Consider the following 23,952-nt stretch of genomic DNA (forward strand, 5'->3'; position numbering starts at 1 on the left):
GGAGAGACCAACAACCATTCCAGACGTTAGTTGGGCGCAGAAATGAAGGATTTTCAGGATGCAAGATTCACCCGGATAACTACTTTCGAAACTTGCTGTTAAACCCACGCGTGTTTACATGCTATGCTAGCATGTGGGGATTCGAGAGGGGGACAATGGCGGGTGAATTACAGACCGCAGTGTCAACAGGCACTGCGCAAGCGTCTCAGATTACGTATCTGCTTAAGAAACTCGATGAAGAGATCTGCAATAACGTAAAAACTAATAGTTTCATCGATGACCTTCAGATGTTTGAGAACAATCGAGCCGGAGAAACCGTTGTCGGTCTCAAGGCTAAGCTTGAGAAAGTTGGGAGAGGTGACGAGGTTGCTTTCGCGGAATTGAAGAAAGAGCATTTTTCCAAGCTCCTCGTGAAGTTTGAACACTTTCCTTCTGCGCAAAAGCTGTTCGCATACTTCCTCTCTCGGATTCACGAGGTTTTTGAGACGCACATTGTCCCCCACGCATCATCATTGAGCCGTCAGGATGTGGAAAAAATAGTCGAAGAAAAAATCGTAGTTCCAACGATCGCCGATATGGGAATGGGATTTGAGCACTTTACTCTGAACCATTCGCATATAAGGGGAATGATTTTTTGGCTCGCGGATCGCTGCTATATTAGGTGGCATTGATGTTTTCTATCTCTTACTCAGCGGCCTACGATCCATTTCATACCGTATTTCGTTTTGCTTCGTTGTTGTTGAATTCGCAAGATAATAGTCAGCGGTTTGGTGTATTGCAGATATCTGATTTCTATCTTTGTTTTCCGTGGCTTATGAGCGATTTAACAGCCCCAAGGTCGGTCTCGGGTTTTCAGAAGAAACGTAACGAACTCTTACGAAGATACAAAGCAAGCTCGTACGATATCACCCCCACCGCCTCTACTTTGTTTGAGCGAATGGAACCGATCCAGTTAGCGGCTTTAAGCGCGATGCTTTCCAAAAAGCTTGTCGTCGAAACTGATCTGCCTGGGGTCGTGCAAATTCAGCTGGATATGTTTTCTCAGCGGCTCCTTGAGAGCGTCCAGCGTTATGTCAAAGAAAACAATGAACTCATTTTGTTCCTTTCAGAAGAGTTGCCTAAAATTCCTCTGGCTGGGAAGGCCGGTCTTAAGGATAGATCGGGTTTGAAAGAGTATCGTTATGACTATGTTTAAGCCAAATCTCGCTGTTGAAGATATGCGAGTTTTCAGCAAGGGACGACCTGTTTTCTCTGAAAAGTTTCACGCAGGTCTGAATATTATCCGCGGGCAAAATAGCTCGGGAAAATCAACAATTATGGATTTTCTTTTTTTTGGGCTGGGTGGTGACCTTCTGGAAACCCAGTGGAGGGAAAGCGCACTGCACTGCGATAGTGTTATTTTGGGCGCGCGTTTAAACGGTCGTTCCGTAACTCTGGCCCGTGACATCGAGCCTAAAGCTTCTCGTCCGATGCGCATCTTCTTCGGCCCCATAGATGAGGCGCTCTCCTCGGCTGCTGAAGGATGGGAGCGATACCCATTTAGTCGTGGCTCAGCAGAAAGCTTTTCGCAGGTGATGTTTCGCCATCTCGGGCTCCCGGAGGTTCAGTACGGTGAGAGCAATACCAAGATCACCATGAATCAAATATTGCGCTTGCTTTACTCGGATCAATTAAGCGCAGTTGATAAGATCTTTCGGCCTCAGAGATTTGATGACGCGATCACTCGCCAGACGGTCGGCGATCTTTTGTGCGGTGCTTACAGCAACTCTTACTACAATGCTCGCATAAGGAAAAAGGACGCTGAAGCCGAACTTAAAGAGGTGGTTTCGCGCATTGGCTTTCTTATTCGTACCCATGGCCGGGAAGGGCATCCACTCACACTTGAGTGGCTTAACGCGGAGCGAGAGCGTTTAGAAGGTGACCTGAACCGACTAAATCAACGCATTGGCGAACTTGAAGAGCAGATATTCAAGACACAGTTCGACGACCGATTAACCCTGAATGATCAGAACGAAACGTACGATAGGGTTGTCCAACTGCAGACCGAGCTTGGCAAATTGAAGCAGGAGCTCGATGAGGCGGAGCTGGAACGACTGGATTCGATCGATTTCATTGCTTCGTTGGACAAAAAGCTGAAAGAATTAGAGCAGTCACAAGACGTAATTGCTCAAATGGATGCGATCGCATTTGAGTTTTGCCCTTCATGCTTCGCGCCAGTGGAGCACAATCATGTAGAGGGAAGTTGTAGCCTCTGTAAATCACCGTACGATCATTCCCGGACACAGCAGCGCGTTCTTAAATTGATAAACGAGTACTCGCGTCAACGTGATAATTCGGCCACAATCCAGCATGGTCGGGAAGATTTGATTTCTCATCTGAAGTCAAAAATCGAATCTACAACCGAGTTGTGGAGACAGGCAGCTCGTCACTATACTGTTGCAGTTCGCACACCGACAACAGAGCTTCGTCTCGAGTTGCGGCAGTTGAATAGAGAGGCGGGATATGCCCATCGGCAACTGGAGGAGTTAGCTTCAAAAAAGGCAATTATTACGGAATTGGCGGAGCTGTCCGAGAGCAGGGACGTGCTCGAAAGAGAGATTGATCAGTTAAAGGTCATAATTGAAAATGAGGAGCGCCGTAATCACTTGCAGAAAGCTAGGGCGGCGGAGCGGATCGAGAAAGAGGTCTTGGACTTCTTGAAAAAAGATCTAGAGCGCCAGTCGACTTTTGTTTCTGCTGACAGAATAAATTTCGAATTTGATGGCGATCGCTTGGCCGTGAATGATGAATCTTTCTTTTCGGCCAGTTCAATGGTCTATCTTCGCAACAGCTTTCTAGCTGGCTTTATGTACGCTGCGGCCAATGACTCGACATTTTCCCATCCGCGCTTTCTTCTTATGGATACTGTAGAGGACAAGGGTATGGAACCTGAGCGGAGCAAGAATTTTCAAAGGCTCCTTTATAGCAAGTCACAAAGTGCGATATCTGATCACCAGATAATTATTGCTACGTCAATGATAGCTGATGAGTTGAACAATCCGTCAATTACTGTTGGTGAATTCTATACTCATGATAATAGAACTTTGAAACTTTAGACATTAGTGGATTGCCATGATACATACACCTGATGGCTGGCAACATAAGAACATAAATTGGGAAGTGTTGTCTGGGTTCGGAAGATCTAGTGTCGCAACCTTGACTATGGCCGCGCCGTTTCTAGGTTATATTGTCCTGTATCATTCAAGCTTATCAATGTATCTTGGCGGACTTGGAGGCTTGATTGATGGTCAGTCACAGGCAAATGCGTGCCACCCTTGGCTGACCGTCGAGCAGAAAATCAATCTACTCTACCTCGGGCTACTGAGTTTAGGTTGGGGTTCGATATTGTTTCGCGTCTTGGCGCCCTCTGTGGTGAAGCGGAGCTCCGGGATAGCGGACTATGTAGATCAAGAGCTTCCAAGGGCGACGGCCAGAAACATGCGTTCCATGTTCGTTACGATTAGGTCTCGACGTCCTTCATTGGAGGAAGACTTCATTGAAAGAGCCCCGTGGCTCGATAGAACTCGCGCATCGCTTAAAGTCGCGGCCGATAGTCTTCACCAAGTAAAGGACGATCAGCTGCAGATCGACATTTTAAGTAGTTATTACAATGTTTTAAGCAGGCATACGGCGCGATTGGCGGTTTATATAACCGTCGCTCTTTACGCTGTAGGCTTTTTGCTGGTCTCTATTCCCGGCTTTACCACCACCATACGTGTTTTGTGTGTGATGCGGTTTTAAGACCAATTTGATTCCCCTTGAGCCGCTACCGTCCCGGCCGCCCAGTCTTGCCCTTCGTTCGGCTCTTGCGCTTCTGCTCGCCCGGATCCTCATAGCTCCCGACACCCGTCTTCCCGCGCACCAGAGGCCGTACATCATCGCGCTCCGGCTGGCCCTCCAGCAGCGGTGAAAACCTTTGCGTGCCCTTCGCCGCATCCGGCTTTTCCGGCACATGCCCCGTCACCGGCTTTTCCGTCCGGCCCACGGTCATCTCATCCAGCGTGTTGCGGCGGAAGAGGCTCTTGCCGTTGGCGTTGCGGCCGCCCATGTCGTCGAGTTCGGGTTTGGCGAAGTAGGAGGGTGTGGCCCCCTCATCCGCCCTGCCGGGCACCTTCCCCCCGCTGGGGGGAAGGGACTCGCTGGTGGCCTTGGCGTTTCGCCGGATGCCTTCCATCGATTTGGCTTCCTCGCGGGCGAGCGGGTCGTCCATGGCGGCGAGTTCGACGGCCTTGAGGCGTTTGATTTCGTCGCGCAGGCGGGCGGCCTTTTCGAAGTCGAGGTCGGCGGCGGCGTCGCGCATGGACTTTTCCAGCGCGTTGAGATGGGCCTGCAGGTTGTTGCCCACGAGGTTGCCGCCATCCGCAAAACCCTTGCCGGAGGCCCCGGAGATATCGGCGCGGACGTGGTCGCGCTCGTAGACCGAGTCGAGGATATCGGAGATCTTGGCCTTGACGCTTTCGGGCGTGATGCCGTGCTCGGTGTTATAGGCCATCTGCTTTTCGCGGCGGCGGGCCGTCTCGTCCATGGCGCGCTGCATGGAGCCGGTGATGTTGTCGGCATAGAGGATGACCTTGCCGTCGACGTTTCGCGCCGCGCGGCCGATCGTCTGGATCAGCGAGGTCTCCGAGCGCAGGAAGCCTTCCTTGTCGGCATCGAGAATGGCGACGAAGCCGCATTCGGGAATATCCAGGCCCTCGCGCAGGAGGTTGATGCCGACGAGCACGTCGAAGGCGCCGAGGCGCAGGTCGCGGATGATCTCGATGCGCTCCAGCGTGTCGATATCCGAGTGCATGTAGCGCACGCGCACGCCCTGTTCATGCAGATATTCGGTCAGGTCCTCGGCCATGCGCTTGGTCAGCACGGTGCAGAGGGTGCGATAGCCCTTGGCGGCCGTCTCGCGGATTTCGCCGAGCACGTCGTCCACCTGGCTGCGGGCGGAGCGCACCTCGACGGGCGGATCGATGAGGCCGGTGGGCCGGATGACCTGTTCGGCGAAGACGCCGCCAGCCTGTTCCATTTCCCAGCCGCCGGGGGTCGCGGACACGGCGATCGTATCCGGGCGCATGGCGTCCCATTCCTCGAAGCGCAGCGGGCGGTTATCCATGCAGGAGGGCAGGCGGAAGCCATATTCGGCCAGCGTCGCCTTGCGCCGGAAGTCGCCCCGGTACATGCCGCCGATCTGCGGAATGGTGACATGGCTTTCGTCGATGAAGACGATGGCATTGTCGGGCACGTATTCGAAGAGCGTCGGCGGCGGGTCGCCGGGGTCGCGGCCGGTGAGATAGCGCGAATAGTTTTCGATGCCCTGGCAGGAGCCGGTCGCTTCCAGCATCTCGATATCGTAGCGGGTGCGCTGCTCCAGGCGCTGGGCTTCCAGCAGGCGGCCGGCCTTTTCCAGCTCCACGAGGCGGCCCTTCAGCTCTTCCTTGATGGATTTGATCGCGGCGTTCAGTGTCGGGCGCGGGGTCACATAGTGCGAGTTGGCGTAGATCTTCACCGATTTCAGGTCGCCGGTTTTCTGGCCGGTCAGCGGGTCGAATTCGGTGATGGCGTCGATCTCGTCGCCGAACATCGAGATGCGCCAGGCGGCATCCTCAAGGTGGGCCGGGAAGATTTCGATCGTGTCGCCGCGCACACGAAAGGAGCCGCGCGTGAAATCCATGTCGCGGCGCTTGTATTGCTGCGCCACGAGATCGGCCAGCAGCTGGCGCTGGTCCAGCCTGTCGCCGACATTCATCTGGAAGGTCATGGCCGTATAGGTTTCGACCGAGCCGATACCGTAGATGCAGGAGACGGAGGCGACGATGATGCAATCGTCGCGTTCCAGCAGCGAGCGCGTCGCCGAGTGGCGCATGCGGTCGATCTGCTCGTTGATGGAGCTTTCCTTCTCGATATAGGTGTCGGAACGCGGCACATAGGCTTCCGGCTGGTAATAATCGTAGTAGGAAACGAAATATTCCACCGCGTTATCGGGGAAGAAATTCTTGAATTCGGAATAGAGCTGGGCGGCCAGCGTCTTGTTCGGCGCGAGAATGAGGGCCGGACGCTGCGTTTCCTCGATCACCTTGGCCATGGTGAAGGTCTTGCCCGAACCGGTGACGCCGAGCAGGACCTGGCTGCGCTCGCCGGTCTCCAGCCCGCCCACGAGATCGCGGATCGCCGTCGGCTGGTCGCCGGCCGGCTGGTATTCGGAGTTCATGCGGATGGTGATGCCGCCTTCGGATTTATCCGGCCGGGCAGGGCGGTGCGGCGTCCAGATCTTGCCGTTCTTGTGCAGCGGGTTGCCGCTTTCGATCAGCTTGGAGAGTGCTTCGACGGTAGCGGTGACGCCACCGGGAGAGATCCTGTCGGCATCCTCAAGCGAGATATCAAGACCGGCGACGGGGTTGAGGCCGGCGGCCGCGCGCGTCTTCGGGTCGCTGGACCCGCCGATGGAGACGCCGCGCGCCGTCTTGCTCACCGTGGCCTTCTTGTTGACGCTCACAGCTTCGGTGTGCTTGCGCGCCTCGTTCTCCACCTTCTTGCGGTGCTTGCCCGCCTTGGAGGCGATTTCGCGCTGGCTCTCGACGCCGGCATTCTCGGCATCCGCCTCGAGCTGCTTCACCCAGTCGGCCACCGAGCCGGACAGGGGAGCGCCTTCGAAAGACGATTGGGGAGCTTCCTCGAAGCCGGTCGAGGCGGGGGATTTCTTCGGAGATTTTGCCATGGGCGGAATATGGCGGGAGTCACCGCGAATTGGAAGGGGTGGAGAGTACAAAAGGGAAACGAATGAATCGTTCGGATTTTTGGATAATTGGGGGCGTCTCCTAAGGGCGCCAAGCTTGCTTTCGGCACTGGCGCTGACCCCAACCTCCCCCATTCCTGTGACAAGCACAGGAATGGGGGAGGTTGGGGTTGGCGCCGGTGCTCAAAGCGAAGTCGTCGCGCCTACAGCTTCACCGATGGTTCCCGCGCCCAGACGCGCAGCTTGCCGAGTTCGGCCGCGAAGGCCTTTGCATTATTGGCCGAGGCGAGTTCGATCGTGCCTTCATCGAGGTCTTCCACGCCGGCCTTCTTCATCAGGGCGAGGGCCGCAGCCGTGTATGCGATGAACTTGCAATGGGCGAAGGCATCGGCAAGGAAATCGCGGGCGGCGGCTTCCTTGATGAGGTCGGCCAGCGCCTCCTCACCGGGAAGAACGGCGACGGCATCGTAGAGCACGGAGGGGCCGCCATCGATCATCTGCTGCGCCTCGAGGAAGGAGCCGTCGGACAGCGTCACGCCGCCCACTTTCGGAGCGATGACCTCGACAAGGCCCAGTTCCCCGGTGATGGCGGTGCTGACAGCCTTCACCAGCGCCGCATCCGAACCATCGGTGACCAGCAGACCGAGCTTGCGGCCCTCGAAGCGCTTCGGCCCGCGCTCGATAATGCTGAGAGCCGGTGAGGGCGGCAGATCCTGCCGAGTCGGCATGGCGGCATCGGCCGGCTTGGGCATCTCCGCGATGCCGAGCGCAGCAGCCACCTTTCTCGCCAGCGTCTCGTCGATGTTGATGAGATGGGAGATCATCCGCTCGCGGATGACGGGCGTTTCCACCTTGCTGAGTTCGAAGGTCAGGGCCATGGCGATGTGGCGCTGCTCCGGCGGCGTCTGGCTGATGAAGAACTGGCGGGCCTGGCTGTAGTGATCGGCGAAGCTTTCGGGGCGCAGGCGCACCTTCTGACCGTGCTCCTCCGAAGCGAAGCTGCGAAAGCCGGCGTCCGGCGCTTCCCGCGGCCCCAGTCCCCAGGAGTTCGGTTCGTAATTGGCGCGGCCGGCTGGATTGCGCATCGCCATATGCCCGTCCTGCTGAAAATGATGGAAGGGACACTTCGGCGCGTTGATCGGCAGATGCGTGAAGTTCGGGCTGCCGAGGCGCTTGAGCTGGGTGTCGAGGTAGGAGAAGTTGCGTCCCTGAAGCAGCGGATCGTTGGAAAAATCGATCCCGGGCGGCACGTTCTGCGTCATGAAGGCAACCTGCTCGGTCTCGGCGAAGAAGTTCTCCGGCATACGGTCCAGCACCAGGCGGCCGATGGGCTGCACGGGCAGGACTTCCTCGGGAATGATCTTTGTCGGGTCGAGCACGTCGAAATCGAACTCGTCTGCGAAATTCTGATCGAAGAGCTGAACGCAAAGCTCCCATTCCGGGAAGTTGCCGGACTGGATGGATTGCCAGAGATCGCGGCGGTGGAAATCCGGATCGGCGCCGTTGATCTTGACGGCTTCATTCCAGACGACGGACTGCAGCCCGAGCTTGGGCTTCCAGTGGAACTTGACGAAGGTGGACTGGCCGTCGGCATTGACGAAGCGGAAGGTATGGACCCCGAAGCCTTCCATGAAACGGAAGGAGCGCGGGATGGCGCGGTCGGACATGACCCACATGATCATGTGCATGCTTTCCGGCGTCAGCGAGATGAAATCCCAGAAATTGTCATGGGCCGACTGGGCCTGCGGAAAGGCGCGGTCGGGCTCCGGTTTGACGGAGTGGATGATGTCGGGAAACTTGATGGCATCCTGGATGAAGAAGACCGGGATGTTGTTGCCGACGAGATCCCAATTGCCTTCCTTCGTATAGATCTTCACGGCGAAGCCGCGCACGTCGCGCGCGAGGTCGAAGGAGCCCTTGCTGCCCGCCACGGTGGAGAAGCGCACGAAGGCAGGCGTCTTCTCGCCGGGCCGCTGGAAGAGATCGGCCCTCGTGTATTTTGACAGGGATTCGTAGGTCTCGAAGAAACCATGCGCGCCGTAGCCGCGGGCATGGACGACGCGTTCGGGAATGCGCTCATGGTCGAAGTGGAAGATCTTTTCACGGAAATGAAAATCCTCCACGAGGGCCGGCCCGCGGGCTCCGACCCTCAGCGTGTTCTGATCGTCGGAGACGGGTGCGCCCTGAGCCGTGGTCAGGATGTCGGCGCCATCTGCCGCGGTCTGGTGAAGTTCGCCGCCATTGCCCCTGTGAAGCTGCTGGTCGTGAATGGTTACGCCATCAGGCGCGGCCGTTTTGGCGGTCTTGCGTGCCATGAGTTCCTCCCGTTGCTGGACGGGACTCAATGCCCCCGGCTGCTGATGGTTCCCGTCCGCAAGGGCCTGAATGTCACGGTTGCACAAGCATGGTCTCCACGATCATGCCGAGCGCTGATCCGCCGGCCCTTCCGCGCGCGCCAGGTTCAACGCGCTGTTGATCAGTCCGATATGGCTGAAGGCCTGGGGGAAATTGCCGAGCATTCGCTTTGCGGCGGGATCGTATTCCTCCGCCAACAGCCCGACATCGTTGCAGATCGAAAGCAGCCGCTCGAAGAGGGTGAGCGCATCGTCGCGCCGTCCGATCATATAGTAGGCGTCGACGAGCCAGAAGCTGCAGGCGAGGAAGGCGCCTTCGCCCGCTGGCAGGCCGTCATCCACTTCCTGCGTCTCGTAGCGCAGGAGCAGGCCGTCGCGCATCAGCTTGCGTTCCACCATCTCGACGGTCGCCACATAGCGCGGATCGTCAGGCGCAATGAAGCCGACCATGCCGAGATGCAGCAGGCTGGCATCCATCGCGCTCGAGCCATAGGCCTGGGTAAAGCAGCCAAGCTCCGCGTTGAACGCCTTTTCGCAGACTTCGGCATGGATGCGATCGGCGAGTGCGCGCCAGCGGGCGGCGGCTTCGGGTTCGCCGTCGGCCTCGGCGATCTGAACGGCGCGGTCGAAGGCCACCCAGGCCATGACCTTGGAATAGGTGAAATGCTGGCGCTGGCCGCGCACCTCCCATATGCCCTCGTCGGGCTCGACCCAGACCTTTTTCAGAAAGGGCAGGATGGCCCTTGCCAGTTCGCGTTCGCGCGGATGCGCCGGCAGCCCGCCTTTGCGGGCCTGCAGGATGGCGTCCGCCACCTCGCCATAGACATCGAGCTGAACCTGCTCGGCGGCGGCATTGCCGATGCGCACGGGTGCGGAGCCTTCATAGCCTTTCAGCCAGGGCACCTGCCATTCCAGCAGGTTGCGCTCGCCGGCCACGCCATACATGATCTGCATCTGTGCCGGCGCGCCGGCGACCGCGCGCAGCAGCCATCTGCGCCAGGCTGTGGCCTCCTCGTAATAGCCGAGCTTCATCAGGGCGAGCAGGGTCAGCGTCGCGTCTCGCAGCCAGCAATAGCGATAGTCCCAGTTGCGCGGGCCGCCGATCTTTTCGGGCAGGGAGGTCGTCGCCGCCGCGACGATGCCGCCGGTCGGCATGTAGGTCAGCGCCTTCAGCGTGATGAGCGAGCGCTTCACCTGATCCGTCCACTTGCCCACCTTGGGGCATTTTTCGGCGAAGGATAGCCAGAATTCCTCCGTATCCGGCAGCGCATATTCCACCTGCCGCGGCGCGGGCTGCGGCAGATGCGAGGGCGACCAGGTGAGGGTGAAGATCTGCTGTTCGCCGGCCGCGACCTGGAAGGCGCCGACCGTGCTCAGCCCGCGGCCTTCGAGCGGCACGGCGCAATTCAAGGTCAGCCTGTCCGGGCCGGCAATGGCGGTGATGCCGCCGTCTTCGCCATGCGTGACCCAGGGAACGGTCCGGCCGTAATCGAAGCGAAGGTTGAGCTCCATATCGAAGCCGACAGTGCCGCTCTTGCCCTCGACGATGCGCATCAGGTCGCTGGCGCCATCGCGCAGCGGCATGAAGTCGGTCAGGACGGCGGTGCCGGTCTCGGTCTGGAATTCGGTTTCGAGAATGAGCGTGTCGTCGCGGTAGCGGCGTGTGGCGCTGTATTTGCCGCCGGAGGGCGAGAGCGACCAGAAACCATTCTCCCTTGTGCCGAGCAGGGCGGCAAAGCAGGCGGGAGAATCGAAGCGCGGAAAGCACAGCCAGTCGATCGAGCCGTTTCTGGACACGAGTGCTGCTGTTTCGCAATCGCCGATCAGCGCGTAATCCTCGATAGGTGCCGTCACGATAGCCTCCTTCGCATGCCGCCGGGCTTTAGGTAGGGCTCGTGCGTGGAGGTCAACTGCAGACGTGGTAAGCTGTGGCGGGGAAGGCGGCTCGGCAGTTTCCGATCGGCCATCCGTGCGGCGCGTGAGGACGCTTTGATAGGGCGGCGCGGCCACAGGGAGAGGAGGAGCGCTCGCTGCCCAAAGCCAATCAGCGTTACCGGCACAACATGCCGACCATGCTCACGCCTTTGGCGACTATACCAAAAGAAACCACCCCGCCTACAGCAACAACCGCTCCAAACTCCCCTGGTCTTTCACCCCGTGCTGGTAGAAATGCAGGATCTGGATCGCCAGTTCCTCGCGTTCGCGGGCAGTGGAGATATGTCTTGCCACGCAGATATGGTCGTAGACGTTTTGGCAGATCGCTACGTCCTCTTCCTGCATCGGCGTCTGGCTCGCCGACATCTTTTCTCTGATCATCGAAATTCCCTCACGCGTCCCCACGGGTGAGGTTCTAGGGCGCAGATCGCGTTCTTCAACAAAAAGGAGATCACGTCGTCGTGCAGCCCCCGCATCGCCCAGGGGATTTTTTCAATGCCTGTTCACGATGTTACGCACGTAATAGCAACAGATCGGCGCTTGCTGTATGGAGGGAGAAGGGCAGCCTGCGATTTACAGATTTGGGCAACCCTTCTCCACTGGGTTTGCAGCATCCAGCGTGGAGCATTGTAAGCCGGAATAATGGAACCGCAATTTCACTTTTTAAATCGCGGCGAAATTATTTCAGGAAGTGCTTAATAAGTGCCCGGCGGTGCTTTCCGCCGGGCATTTGTATCATTTTTGCACAGTAAAAACGGGGATTTTGCTGGATTCCCCTGGGGTTAATACAGTCGCAATCCATCTGCGCCTCGCACATCGTACCCGACTGCAAGGCCGGGATACCAAGATTAGGTGAGGGCGGATCCGCTGCCCGCTTCTTCCGCTTTTCCCGGCGCAAAGATATTATCGGCGCAGACGTCCCGATGCAGTTCGCGCCGCAGGCCATGTTCAAGCCGGCAGTGCCAGAAGGCAATGGAGTGGACAGATGATTTTCCGACAGCTTTTCGACAGTGTTTCCGGCACCTATACCTATCTCATCGCCTCCAGGCGCGGCGGCGAGGCGCTGATCATCGATCCCGTGCTGGAAAAGGTGGACCGCTACATGCAGCTCATTCGTGAGCTGGACCTGAAGCTGGTCAAGGCTGTCGATACCCATCTGCATGCCGACCACATTACCGGGCTCGGCGCGCTGCGCGACCAGACGCATTGCATCACCGTGATGGGCGAGCAGACGAAGGCGGACGTCGTCGCCATGCGCGTTGCCGAAGGCGACCGCGTCGGCATCGAGGGTCTCAGCCTCGACGTGCTTTATACGCCCGGCCATACGGACGATTCCTATTCCTACCTGATGGGCGACCGCATCTTCACCGGCGACACGCTGCTCATCCGCGGCACCGGCCGCACCGATTTCCAGAACGGCGACCCGCGCGCCCAATATGACTCGATCTTCAACAAGCTTTTGCGCCTGCCCGAGGAAACGCTGCTCTTCCCCGCCCATGACTACAAGGGCGACACGGTCTCGACCATCGGCGAGGAAAAACGCTTCAACCCGCGCCTGCAGGTCAAATCCATCGACGAATATGTCGTCCTGATGAACAACCTGCACCTGCCCAACCCCAAAATGATGGACGTCGCCGTCCCCGCCAACATCCACATCGGTCTGCATCAGGAGGAGATTGCGCGCAAGGGCTGGGCGGTGAGCGCGAAGGAGGCGCTTGATATGCGGGGGCGGGCGGATGTGGTGATCGTGGACCTACGGGAGAAGAACGAGCGGGAACGGCATGGGGTGATCCCCGGCGCGCTGCATGCGCCCTATGCGGATCTGCAGGAGAACCTGTCAGCGGGCGGGATGCTGCATGAGCTGGCGGTGGCGACGGGGAAACGGGTGGTGTTTTACTGTGCATTCGGGGAGCGGTCGGCGATGGCTGTGCAGGCGGCGCAGGATGCGGGGGTGGGGAGTGCGTGTCATATTGAGGGTGGGATTGATGCTTGGAAGAAGGCTGGAGGGGTGGTGGGGGATTGAGGTGCGGTGCTATTTCGAATTTCGCAAATGGATGGCCGATGGCGATTTAGTCGACCGGGTCTGAGGCCAAGGGGCAATGATGTAAAGGGTGTCTGCAACCCGATTATGCCATCACAGGTTGACAGATCTCGATCACATGTGGACTGCTATTTCGACTAGTGCATCTCATTACGTTTGACGGATACTGAAGATAAATGCAGTTCGTAAAAAATGGGCCAGATGTGCCTGAATCGTTGCTACAGGCGCACGAGGATGGCCGGGTAGTGTTTTTTTGCGGTGCGGGGATATCTTATCCCGCGGGACTCCCGGGATTTTACGGACTTGTCAGCAAGGTTTATGCTGAGCTTGGCGAGGTTCCTAATGGCATCGAACACGCTGCTTTCGAAGGGGGGCAATATGACACGACCATTGGGCTTCTTGAGAGCCGCGTCGTAGATGGTCGTCATGCAGTGCGTCGAGCATTGGCGAAGATTCTCACACCGGATCTGAGCTTGCCCAGCGCAACAAAAACGCATGAAGCGTTGCTGACCCTTGCGAAGAATAGAACCGGCCGATCACGTCTGATCACGACTAACTTTGACCGCTTGTTTGAAGTGGCCATTAAGTTCGGCTTGAGCTTGGATAATTTCGCGGCACCACTTTTACCAGTTCCGAAAAAACGTTGGGACGGCGTTGTTTATCTTCATGGTCGTTTGTCTGACACCCCGAGCCAAGCCGATTTAGATCGCCTCGTGATATCGAGTGGGGATTTTGGTTTGGCCTACCTTACCGAGCGTTGGGCCGCGCGTTTCGTGAGTGAGCTTTTCCGAAACCATACGGTTTGTTTCGTAGGTTATAGTATCAATGACCCCGTAATGAGATATATGATGGATGCTCTCGCTGCCGACCGGCTGTTGGGCGAAGCGCCAATCGAAGTGTTTGCGTTTGGGAATCATGCCCGCGGGAGGGAAGACGAGGCGAAAGCAGAATGGGCGGCCAAAAATGTAACGCCTATCCTTTACAGGAATCATAATCGCCACGCGCTGTTACACCAAAGCCTACAGGCATGGGCGGAGACTTATCGAGATGGAGTCCGCGGTAAGGAGGCTATAGTTTCCCGCTATGCTGCATTGAAGCCTATAGGCAGCACCCGCCAGGACAACTTTGTCGGGAGAATGCTTTGGGCTCTATGCGACGAGAGTGGTCTGCCAGCAAAAGTGATGGCTGAACATAATCCCCTCCCGTCAATCGATTGGCTTACGGCATTGGCCGAAGAACGATTCTTTCATGGCGATCTTGTTAGATTTGGTATTCGTCCGGACTACGTCGAAGACAAAACGCTTGCCTATAGCCTAGTTGCCCGTCCCGCGCCCTACACGAGGTCGCCTTGGATGCGATTAGTCCATCGCACCGACCAAGTGTTCCCCCGCTGGGACAAAGTGATGCCGTACATCGCTCGTTGGCTTGCCCGCCACATGGACAAACCAGAGTTGGTGACCTGGGTTGCCAGTCAAGGCGGGCGTATCGATGATAATTTCCGATTCTTTCTCGATAACCAGCTCGATGATGCGCCACCATCCTCTGCGATGGAGGCATTGTGGCGAATTATCCTTTCCGGGCGTCTCAGCCGCGGGGCTACCCAATTCGATCCCTATTCCTGGTTCGAGCGCCTGAAACAGAAAGGTTTAACTCCTCTCTTACGAATGCAGCTTCGTGAAATGCTCTCGTCTCGGGTCCGTATTCGGCCTGCATTCCAGTTGTTCGAGGAAGATACCGAAGGCGAGGATGGGAACGAAGACACCGGCAGCTCCGATCCTCGTCCGGATCAACTTGTGGATTGGGAACTCGTACTCGCGGCGGACCATGTTCATGTAGCATTTCAGCATTTTGGCCAGGACATTGAATGGAGAACGGCCCTTCCAGCGCTACTCACCGATGCAACCGACTTGCTGTTTGAGGCAATGGAGATCACGCGTGAACTGCAAGCCGCAGATGCAAAATCGGATCGGTCATACTGGCAACAGCCATCGATTAGCGAGCACCCGCAGAATCAAAAATTCCGCGACTGGACAGCGCTCATCGAATTAGCTCGTGATGCATGGATAGCCGCAGCACAATCAAGACCAGCAAGTGCGATCCGTGAGGCGCATCGCTGGTTTGAGCTTCCTTATCCGATTTTTAAGCGTCTGGCTTTCTTTGCGCTGGCGGACCGACGCGACCTATTCCCCGAAGGGCTAGCGATAGAATGGTTGCTGTCCGAAGACGCGTGGTGGCTTTGGTCAATCGAGACGCACCGTGAATCTATGCGTCTCTTGGTGTTGCGCGCACCGCACTTGATGGGAAAGGACTCCGAAAAGCTCCAGCGGGCCATCATGATGGGGCCGCCTGGTGGCATGTTCGCGCTGGACCGCGATCCGGCTACTTTGCGTCGTATCATTGATCGTGAGACTTGGGTCCGCCTGACGGCAATTAGAGAGGCGGGCGGCAGTTTAGGCCAGTCTGCTACCGAGCGGTTGCGAGAGCTAGGTATGCTCTATCCGCAGTGGAAGCCTGCCGGGGAGCGTGACGAATTTCCTGTCTGGATGGGAAATGATGGTTCCTGGTGGACACACACCACAGTTCCCAAAACGGTGAAAGAGATCATTGCATGGTTGCGGGACCATCGCGAAAGCGATGATTTTCGCGAAGAAGACGATTGGCGCGAACGGTGTCGGAAGGACTTTAGAAGGACCGTGGTCGCGTTGCTGCATCTCGCCAAACGCGGTGAATGGATCACTAACCGATGGCGACAAGCTCTTCAAGCATGGTCTGAGCCGGAGATTGTTGCGCGGTCATGGGGTTGGGTGGCGGTGCCTTTAGCTGGTGCACCAGGTGACGTAATTGAGAGCCTCGATCACTCGATAGCTTGGTGGTTGAAAGCAGCTGTTAAATCAATTGGCTCACAGCGCGATCCGTTTTTTACATTGGTACGGGGAATACTCGAAAGTCCCCGTCAGAATGAGGCAGATGATGAAAGTGATGCCATTTTCGTCGCCATCAATCATCCAGTTGGGATGGCAGTCGAAGCTGTGTTGCAACTCTGGTATTCAGGTGGGCTTGAAGACAATCAGGGGCTCGAAAAGGAATTCGCTGAAATCGTGACGCGCGTCTGTGATCCTTCTGTTCGTGCTTTCCGGCACGGTCGCGTCTTGTTGTGCCGAAACACCATAACGCTGTTTCGCGTGGATAGAACTTGGACCACAACTTTCCTGCTTCCTCAATTTGATTGGCAGCAATCGCATCAAACAGCTCTGCTCGCATGGAAGGGATTCCTCCAGTCGCCGCGTTTCTACAGGCCTCTTATCGAGGCCATAAAGGACGAGTTCCTCGAAGCAGCAGGTCACTATGGCGAACTAGGTGAGTTTGGTGAGCAATATGCGGGACTTCTCACATTCATCGCACTTGAAGGCGGCGCCCCATTTACGAAAATGCAGCTTCGTACAGCTACTGCCGCGCTTCCAGAAAACGGTTTGGTACGCGTCGCACAGACACTTGTCGACGGATTGCAAGGCGCCGCTGATCGCCGTGTCGAATATTGGCAAAATAGGGCCAGGCCGTACTTTGCCGACATTTGGCCGAAGTCCAAAGACTTCAGAACGCCGCAGGTCTCCGGGAAATTAGCGGAACTTGTCGTGGCAGCGGGAAGTGTATTTCCTGATGCGCTCGCGACCTTACGTGGTTGGCTTCTGCCGATACAACACTCTCCATACACGCTCCGGTTACTATCAACAGCAGGTCATTGCGAGACTTATCCCCACGATGCCCTTGCGTTTCTTGACCTCATTATATCTGGCGAACAGATGTGGGCTGCGAACGAGCTTCGAAAATGTCTTATCGATATTCGAAAAGTGTGGCCGGAGGCTGTTGAAGATCAGCGATACCGAAGGTTGGAAATTCTAGTGCGACAAGCAGGTAAGAGCTTGTAATATAAATTTGGTTCCTTGGTGGACCGTGGCATTTTTGCGTTCAAGCAGGCGTGCACCGTTTTACCTTCGGCTCGATGCTATCGAGCCACACCCCGCACCGCCCAGGCGACACTCTCAAACCCACGCGGCCCATCCTCTGACCTGCCATCCAGATACGCCGCCTTCAGCGCCTCCCGCAGCCGCTCCCGTCTCGCCTCGGGCAACGCCTCGAAAAACGCCGAAAACCGTCCCTGGCCGTATACCTTCGGCAGATAGAAATCGTCGAAATCCGCATAGTCCATCATGATCGTCAGCCTTGCCTCGGTGACATCGGCAAAGCCGGCATTCACAAACAGCGCCCGCAATTCACCCTCCGCCGTCATCGGCCGCGGGCCTGATGGTATGCCGTTGCCTTCGGCTTCCGGCTCGACGGCGCGGATCGTGTTCCAGAAGAGGCGCCAGCTCGGCATGCCGTCATGCGACCAGACGGCGGCGGCTGCAGTGGCGCCGGGTTTGAGGACGCGGCGCATTTCGGTGATGGCCTCTTCGGCATTCGAGACGAAGTGCAGGACGAGCAGGGAATAGGCGGCGTCGAAGCTCTTGTCGTCATAGGGCAGGGCGCAGACGTCGCCCTGGCGGGCGGATATCCTCGGGTCGTCGGTGCGGGCGCGTAGTGCCGCGACGAAGTTTTCCTCGAAATCCAGGGCTTCGATGGCGGTGAGTTCGGGGTGGGTTGATAGCGCCAATGTCAGGCTGCCGGTGCCGCAGCCGGCGTCCAGTACGCGGCCGTGGGGCGGTATGCCGGCGAAGGCGAGGAAGGGGTCGGCGAGGCGGCGGCTCCAGCGGCCCATGCTGGCTTCATAGGCGTCGGCGCCCCTGGCGATGAAGGTGGAGGGCATGTCGATTATCTCTCTATCTGGCGGTGAAAAGATATTTTCACTCCCGCGCTCCAGATGCTTTTCTCATTGTATTTTCTCTTTATAAGCGAACATAGCGATGGGCTGCAATTGAGGGAAATATGGCTGAGAATGATCCGCAAGGCCTGTATAGCGCCTTGGGTGTGCAGCCGTCAGCCACGGCAGAACAGATAAGGGCTGCCTACAGAAAGCTAGCCAAGGAAACTCATCCTGATACGTCCGGCAATAGTTCCGCCGAAAGATTTCATCGAATTTCTGCTGCCTATGAAATTCTCAGCGATCCCATTCGTAGGGCCAGATATGACGGCTCCGCACGTGAGGCCCAAAGACAGGAGACCCCGAGACAGGAGGCTCCGAAACAGGAAGCGAAGGCACGCAAGCAGCAGGCGAAGGCCCCTACGATTGAGCCGATTTGCTGCTCTCGCTGCGGCCAGGTCACCGCCCAGCCCAGGTCTGTGACCTTCTTCCGGCTGTACAGCTTTCTCATCGACTACTTTCGCCAGCCCATTCAAGGTATCTTTTGCGCGCGATGCGCACGCAGAGAAGGTCTGAAGTCGTCATTTATCACCCTGCTTGTTGGCTGGTGGAGCCGTCGCGGCCTAATCCATTCGGTGGGGGCGATATTGACAAACGGGTTCGGCGGAAAGCGCGAGCCAGCTGTCGATCAAGGCTTGCTGTGGCACAACGCGCAAGCATTCCTCTCGCGGGGCAATTTGCAGCTCGCCTATGCGCTTGCCGTGCAGGCCAGCGTCGGAAGCGACAGGTACGTGGCCAAAGATGCGGCTGAACTGGTGGCCAAGCTGGAAAAGGCTGGCGCCGATTCCTGGCAGGGTCGGTTGAAAGATCCGTGGCGTGTTTCGGTCCTCAGCGCCGCCGGGCACATACTCATGGCCTTTTCGGTTCCTGGCATCGTCGTCGCTTTTATGTACGCGGCAATCATCGATGACCGTGCCAATAACCGCCACTCGCATGCGGCCGCATCTCAAACGAGTGTCGTAACCGAGGCGTTGCCTTCATCCGTGAATACCTGTGCATCTCCACCATCCAACGGGGAATTACTGGGCCGGAGTCGATTGGCGACAGCGGTTGGTCACATACTGTTGATAAACAACGGCTCCAGCGATGATGCGATCGTCAAGGTAAAAGACGTATCCACGGGAGAAGTTGCGGCTGCCGCTTTTGTTTCGGGCAAAAAAACAGCGTCAATCAGCGGGATCTGGGATGGCATTTATAAGATACAATATGCGTTTGGGGACCGCTTAGATTCGACTTGCAGAAATTTCATCGAGATCAAGGACGCTAGGCAGTTTCCGGGAACCGCGAGCCTGCGGGTGGAATTTACCCCGAAGGGGATCGTCTCACAGAGCCTCTCACAGACCCTCTCATACAGCATCGGGGTCCTTCCCGCTTCCAGTGTCGCCCATGAACATATTTCAGCGCTGGAGTTCGGGCGTCAATAACGCAGGCCGCGGCGTTCGCTCGGAAATGTAAGATGTCGATAGCCGAGATCACTGGTTCGCCAACTCTCCCAAAAAAACAGAAACTCCCGGGCTCCTTTCGAAGCCCGAGAGGGATGGCGCACCGGTCACCAGGTCAAGGGTGGATCGCCGGTGCGGTTGGCGGGGTTTCTGTGGCCGGCATCGTTTCCTCTTCGGCCACCGGGCGTCTCGTGCGCATCAGCTTCAGCACGAAGACGAAAAACGCCGGAACGAAGAAGATGGCCAGCACCGTCGCTGATATCATTCCGCCGAGGACGCCGGTGCCGATGGCGTTTTGGCTGGCGGCGCTTGGGCCTGTCGCGATCGCCAGCGGCACGACGCCGAGGGTGAAGGCCAGCGAGGTCATGATGATCGGGCGGAAGCGGACGCGGGCGGCTTCTATCGCGGAATCCAGCAGGGATTTGCCTTCGGCGTAATAATCCTTGGCGAATTCCACGATCAGGATGGCGTTCTTGGCCGAGAGGCCGATGATGGCGATGAGGCCCACCTTGAAGTAGATGTCGTTGGGCATATCGCGCAGCATCACCGCCGCGACCGAGCCGATGACGCCCAAGGGCACCACGAGCATGACCGAGAGCGGGATCGACCAGCTTTCGTAGAGACCTGCCAGAAGCAGGAAGATGAAGAGGATCGACAGGCCGAAGAGGAAGGGCGCCTGGCTGCCTGACGTGATTTCTTCCGCCGACTGGCCGGACCATTCGAAGCCGAATCCATCCGGAAGCTGTGACGCTAGTCGTTCCATTTCGGCGATTGCCGCACCCGAGGATTGGCCGGGCGCCGGGGCGCCGGAGATGCGCACAGTCGGATAGCCGTTATAGCCGACGATCTGCGGGGCGCCCTTCTGCCATTGGGCAATGGCGAAGGAGGACAGCGGCACCATGCCGCCGCTCGCATTGCGCACGTTGATCTTCATCACGTCGTCGATCTGCAGGCGGGCGCGGTCATCCGCCTGGACGATGACGCGCTGCATGCGGCCGGTATTCGGATAGTCGTTGATATAGGACGAACCGAGATTGGCGGTGATGGCGTTGTTGATATCGGCAAAGGAGATGCCGAAAGTGTTGGCCTTTTCGCGGTCGATCACCATCAGCACCTGGGCGGCATCCGGCATGCCTTCGACGCGCATGCCCGTCAGAACCGGGCTCTTGCCTGCCATCTGCATCAGCTGGCCGGCCGCCTCGACAAGTGCTGTCTGGCCCTTGCCGCCGCGGTCCTGCAGGCGGAAGGAGAAGCCGCCTGTGGCGCCGAAGCCTTCGATCGGCGGCGGTGAGAGCGCAAATGTGGTGGCGTCTTTCAGGGCGAAGAGCTGGCCGTTCACGCGGTTGGCGATTTCCTGCACGGTGTTGCCGGGGCCGCGGTCCGCCCAGTCCTTCAGCGTCACGAAGGCGAGTGCGGCATTGGCGCCGTTGCCCGAGAAGGAGAAGCCCTGGATCGCGACGATATTTTCGACGGCCGGTTCGGAGCGGAAGATCGCCTCCACCTGCTTGATGGATTCGATCGTGCGATTGGCGCTCGCCTCCGGCGGCCCCTGGATATCGACGATCATGTAGCCCTGGTCTTCATCCGGCACGAAGGCTGTCGGCAGGTTGATGAAGAGATAGCCGAGGCCGATGACGAGGGCGAGATAGACGATCATCATGCGGCCGGCGCGGCGCGCCATGCCGGTGACCGTCTTCGAGTAGCCGGACGTGATGCGCTCGAAATTGCGGTTGAACCAGCCGCCGATGCCGCGTTTGTGGTGGTGGCCCTGCTTGATGGGCTTGAGGAAGGTAGCGCAGAGCGCCGGCGTCAGCGACAGCGCCAGGAAGGCCGAAAACAAGATCGAGACGACCATGGTCAGGGAGAACTGGCGGTAGATGATGCCGGTCGAGCCGGGGAAGAAGGCCATGGGAATGAAGACGCAGGAGAGAACCAGCGTGATGCCCATGATGGCGCCGGTGATCTGGCTCATCGCCTTCTGGGCGGCCGCCTTGGGTGACAGCCCTTCCTCGGCCATGATGCGCTCGACGTTTTCGACGACGACGATCGCGTCGTCGACGAGGATGCCGATCGCCAGGACCATGGCGAACATGGTCAGCACATTGATGGAAAATCCGGTCGCATACATGACCGCGCAGGTTCCGAGCAACGCCACGGGTACGACGAGGGTCGGGATGACCGTGTAGCGGAAATTCTGCAGGAAGATGAACATGACCACGAAGACGAGGGCGACGGCCTCGACCAGCGTATGGATGACCTTCTCGATCGAGGCCGAGACGAAGGGGCTGGTATCGTAGGGAACGGAATATTCGATGCCGGACGGGAAGAAGCGGGACAGATCCTTCATCTTCGCGTTGACAGCGTTGGAGACGGCAACGGCGTTACCGGTGGACGAGAGCTGGATGGCGATGGCCGCGCTCGGCTGGCCGTTCAGGCGGCTCGTGAAGTTATAGGATTCCGCGCCCTGTTCGACGCGGGCGACATCCTTGAGGCGCACGGTGGAGCCATCGGCATTGGCGCGCAGGATGATCTCGCCGAATTGCTGCGGCGTCTGCAACTGACCCTGCACGAGAACGGTGGCCGTCAGGTCCTGGGTGATCGGGTTCGGCGCAGCGCCGATCTGGCCGGCGGCGACCTGGGCATTCTGGGCGGTGATGGCGGCGTTGATATCGTCGGTCGTCAGGTTGAGGCCGACCATCTTGTCCGGGTCGATCCAGACGCGCAGCGCCCGCTGGGCGGCAAAGAGCTGGGCGCGGCCGACGCCATCGATGCGGCGCAGCTCGCCGATGATGTTGCGGGTGATGTAGTCGCCGAGCGCCACTTCATCGCGGGTGCCGTCCGTCGAGGTCAGCGCGATGAACATCAGGAAGCCGGAGCTTGCTTCCTCGACATTGATGCCCTGGGAACGAACGGTCGCGGGCAGGCGGGCTTCGACGCGGCGGATGGCGTTCTGCACGTCGACCGAGGCCTGGTCGATATCGGTGCCGGCGCGGAAGGTGGCGTTGATGCTGACCGAGCCGGAATTGTCGGAGGTGGACTCGAAATACATCAGGCCTTCGACGCCGTTAAGCTCATCCTCGATCTGGCGGGTGACGCCCTGATAGATTTCCTGTGGGGAGGCGCCCGGATAGGAAGTGGAGATGGAGAGCTGCGGCGGGGCGACCTTCGGATATTGCGAGACCGGCAGGAAGGGGATCGCCAGGATACCGGCAATCGAAATGAACAGAGCGAAGACCCAGGCCAGGATCGGCCTGCGAATGAAGAATTGTGCCATGAGACCTTACTCCGCCTTCTTGGTGTCGGCGGCGGGAGCCTGCGCTCCCGCATCGGCCGTCGCGTCCGGCTTCCAGGGTTCCGGCGCCACCGTCGCACCCGGCTGCACCTTCTGCACGCCATCGGCAATCACGGTTTCGCCGGGCTTCAGGCCCGTCTCGACAACCCATTCGGAGCCGAGAACCTGGCCGAGCGTGACGGGGCGAAGCTCCGCCTTGTTGCCTTCGGCGAGCACATAGACCTGCGCCTGGCCGGCCTCGTTGCGGGTCACAGCCCGCTGCGGCACGGTCAGCGCATCCTGGCGCACGGCCTGTTCGATGCGCACGCGCACATACATGCCGGGCAGGAGATCGCCGTGCTTGTTGGGGAATTCGGCGCGCAGCGTTACCTGTCCGGTATTGGGGTCGACATTGGCGCTGGCAAACAGCAGCCGGCCGGGCTCGGCATAGAGGCTGCCATCGTCGAAGACGAGCTCGACTCGGGCTTCGCCGGGTGCGGCACTCTCCAGCTTGCCTTCGGCCACTGCGCGTTTCAGGTTCAGGAGATCCTGGGCCGACTGGGTGAAGTCGGCATAGACGGGGTCGATCTGCTGGATCAGCGCCAGGTTGGAGGTGCCGTCGGCGGTCACCAGCGCGCCTTCGGTGACCAGCGCGCCGCCGATGATGCCGGTAATGGGCGCGCGGACGTCGGTATAGTCGAGATTGATCTTGGCTTCGTCGAGACCGGCCTCGGCGCTCGCCACATCAGCATCGGCCTGGGCGACGGCGACGGCCGCCGTATCGTAATCGATGCCGGTCGCGATATTGCGTTCCTTCAAGCTCTCTTGGCGCTGCAGCTGCAGGCGGGCATTCTGCTGCGTGGCCTTGGCGCGCTGCAGCGTGGCTTCGGCAGAGGCGACCCGGACGCGGAAGAGGCGCGGATCGATGCGGTAGAGCACGTCGCCCTGCTTGACGAGCGTGCCCTGTTCGAAGACGCGCTCCTGCAGGATGCCGGACACGCGGGCGCGCACTTCCGAAACGCGGGTTGCGGCAATGCGGCCCGGCAATTCGTTGACCACGGGCACGGCATGGGCCTTCATCTCAACCACGCCGACGGCGGCCGGCGGCATCTGCATGCCCTCCTGGGCGAGCGTCTGCCCGGCGGTGAGTGCGAGAAGGGTGGTGGCTGCCATCATCGCCTTCAGGCGCGGCAGTCTGGTATTGCGCAACATCGATCCTATCCCTTTTTGGCCGCCCCGGCGGCTTGCTAGGTTATTGCTTTGGTTTCTTCATCTTCACGCAATTCCG

General features: G+C 58.5%; 14 protein-coding genes. 7 read left to right on the forward strand and 7 right to left on the reverse strand.

Going from position 1 to position 23,952, the window contains the following annotated elements:
- Window positions 1–155 precede the first annotated feature (155 nt).
- From FHT87_RS19315 to FHT87_RS19330, 4 genes are read left to right on the forward strand one after another with little or no spacing between them, the layout of a single operon-like run.
- Complete coding sequence (locus FHT87_RS19315) at window positions 156–671, forward strand: ABC-three component system protein (protein ID WP_183804307.1); 516 nt, start codon at window positions 156–158, stop codon at window positions 669–671.
- A complete protein-coding gene (locus FHT87_RS19320) occupies window positions 671–1,195 on the forward strand; it encodes an ABC-three component system middle component 5 (RefSeq protein ID WP_183804310.1) in 525 nt (174 codons plus the stop codon). Before FHT87_RS19315 ends, FHT87_RS19320 begins: the two co-directional genes overlap by 1 nt.
- Entirely contained in the window at window positions 1,182–3,095 is a 1,914-nt protein-coding gene (locus FHT87_RS19325) for an AAA family ATPase (protein WP_183804313.1), read from the forward strand. The genes FHT87_RS19320 and FHT87_RS19325 overlap by 14 nt, the downstream gene beginning before the upstream one ends.
- A 16-nt stretch (window positions 3,096–3,111) precedes the next feature.
- A complete protein-coding gene (locus tag FHT87_RS19330) occupies window positions 3,112–3,780 on the forward strand; it encodes a hypothetical protein (RefSeq protein ID WP_183804316.1) in 669 nt (222 codons plus the stop codon).
- A gap of 25 nt (window positions 3,781–3,805) precedes the next feature.
- Here FHT87_RS19330 and uvrB read toward each other — a convergent pair whose 3' ends face one another.
- From uvrB to FHT87_RS19350, 4 genes are all read right to left on the reverse strand, one after another.
- Window positions 3,806–6,745: an excinuclease ABC subunit UvrB gene (uvrB, locus tag FHT87_RS19335; RefSeq protein ID WP_183804318.1), complete on the reverse strand. Its 2,940-nt coding sequence runs from the start codon at window positions 6,743–6,745 to the stop codon at window positions 3,806–3,808.
- A gap of 221 nt (window positions 6,746–6,966) precedes the next feature.
- The gene (locus FHT87_RS19340; RefSeq protein ID WP_183804320.1) at window positions 6,967–9,078 is read right to left on the reverse strand and encodes a catalase; all 2,112 of its coding nucleotides are present in this window, start codon (window positions 9,076–9,078) and stop codon (window positions 6,967–6,969) included.
- 102 nt (window positions 9,079–9,180) lie between these two features.
- Window positions 9,181–10,971 (reverse strand): glycoside hydrolase family 15 protein, encoded by a 1,791-nt coding sequence (locus FHT87_RS19345; RefSeq protein WP_183804322.1) that lies wholly within the window; start codon window positions 10,969–10,971, stop codon window positions 9,181–9,183.
- A 261-nt stretch (window positions 10,972–11,232) separates the two neighbouring features.
- The gene (locus FHT87_RS19350; RefSeq protein WP_183734715.1) at window positions 11,233–11,433 is read right to left on the reverse strand and encodes a hypothetical protein; all 201 of its coding nucleotides are present in this window, start codon (window positions 11,431–11,433) and stop codon (window positions 11,233–11,235) included.
- 604 nt (window positions 11,434–12,037) lie between these two features.
- On the opposite strand from FHT87_RS19350, the gene FHT87_RS19355 reads away from it, so the two are divergent.
- Both FHT87_RS19355 and dsr1 read left to right on the forward strand, forming a co-directional pair.
- Complete coding sequence (locus tag FHT87_RS19355) at window positions 12,038–13,075, forward strand: MBL fold metallo-hydrolase (protein ID WP_183804325.1); 1,038 nt, start codon at window positions 12,038–12,040, stop codon at window positions 13,073–13,075.
- Between the two features lie 194 nt (window positions 13,076–13,269).
- Window positions 13,270–17,019: an anti-phage defense-associated sirtuin Dsr1 gene (dsr1, locus tag FHT87_RS19360; protein ID WP_183804328.1), complete on the forward strand. Its 3,750-nt coding sequence runs from the start codon at window positions 13,270–13,272 to the stop codon at window positions 17,017–17,019.
- A gap of 77 nt (window positions 17,020–17,096) precedes the next feature.
- Here dsr1 and FHT87_RS19365 read toward each other — a convergent pair whose 3' ends face one another.
- Window positions 17,097–17,897, reverse strand: a complete 801-nt coding sequence (locus tag FHT87_RS19365) for a class I SAM-dependent methyltransferase (protein ID WP_183804331.1) — start codon at window positions 17,895–17,897, stop codon at window positions 17,097–17,099.
- Between the two features lie 119 nt (window positions 17,898–18,016).
- Here FHT87_RS19365 and FHT87_RS19370 point away from each other — a divergent pair, with 119 nt between their 5' ends.
- Entirely contained in the window at window positions 18,017–19,375 is a 1,359-nt protein-coding gene (locus FHT87_RS19370) for a J domain-containing protein (RefSeq protein ID WP_183804334.1), read from the forward strand.
- Between the two features lie 133 nt (window positions 19,376–19,508).
- Here FHT87_RS19370 and FHT87_RS19375 read toward each other — a convergent pair whose 3' ends face one another.
- Both FHT87_RS19375 and FHT87_RS19380 read right to left on the reverse strand, forming a co-directional pair.
- Complete coding sequence (locus FHT87_RS19375) at window positions 19,509–22,667, reverse strand: efflux RND transporter permease subunit (RefSeq protein ID WP_183804337.1); 3,159 nt, start codon at window positions 22,665–22,667, stop codon at window positions 19,509–19,511.
- A gap of 6 nt (window positions 22,668–22,673) precedes the next feature.
- Complete coding sequence (locus tag FHT87_RS19380) at window positions 22,674–23,840, reverse strand: efflux RND transporter periplasmic adaptor subunit (RefSeq protein ID WP_246699662.1); 1,167 nt, start codon at window positions 23,838–23,840, stop codon at window positions 22,674–22,676.
- Window positions 23,841–23,952: the final 112 nt, after the last annotated feature.

Source organism: Rhizobium sp. BK316 (genome assembly GCF_014193695.1).
In the GTDB taxonomy this organism is placed as follows: Bacteria; Pseudomonadota; Alphaproteobacteria; order Rhizobiales; family Rhizobiaceae; genus Rhizobium.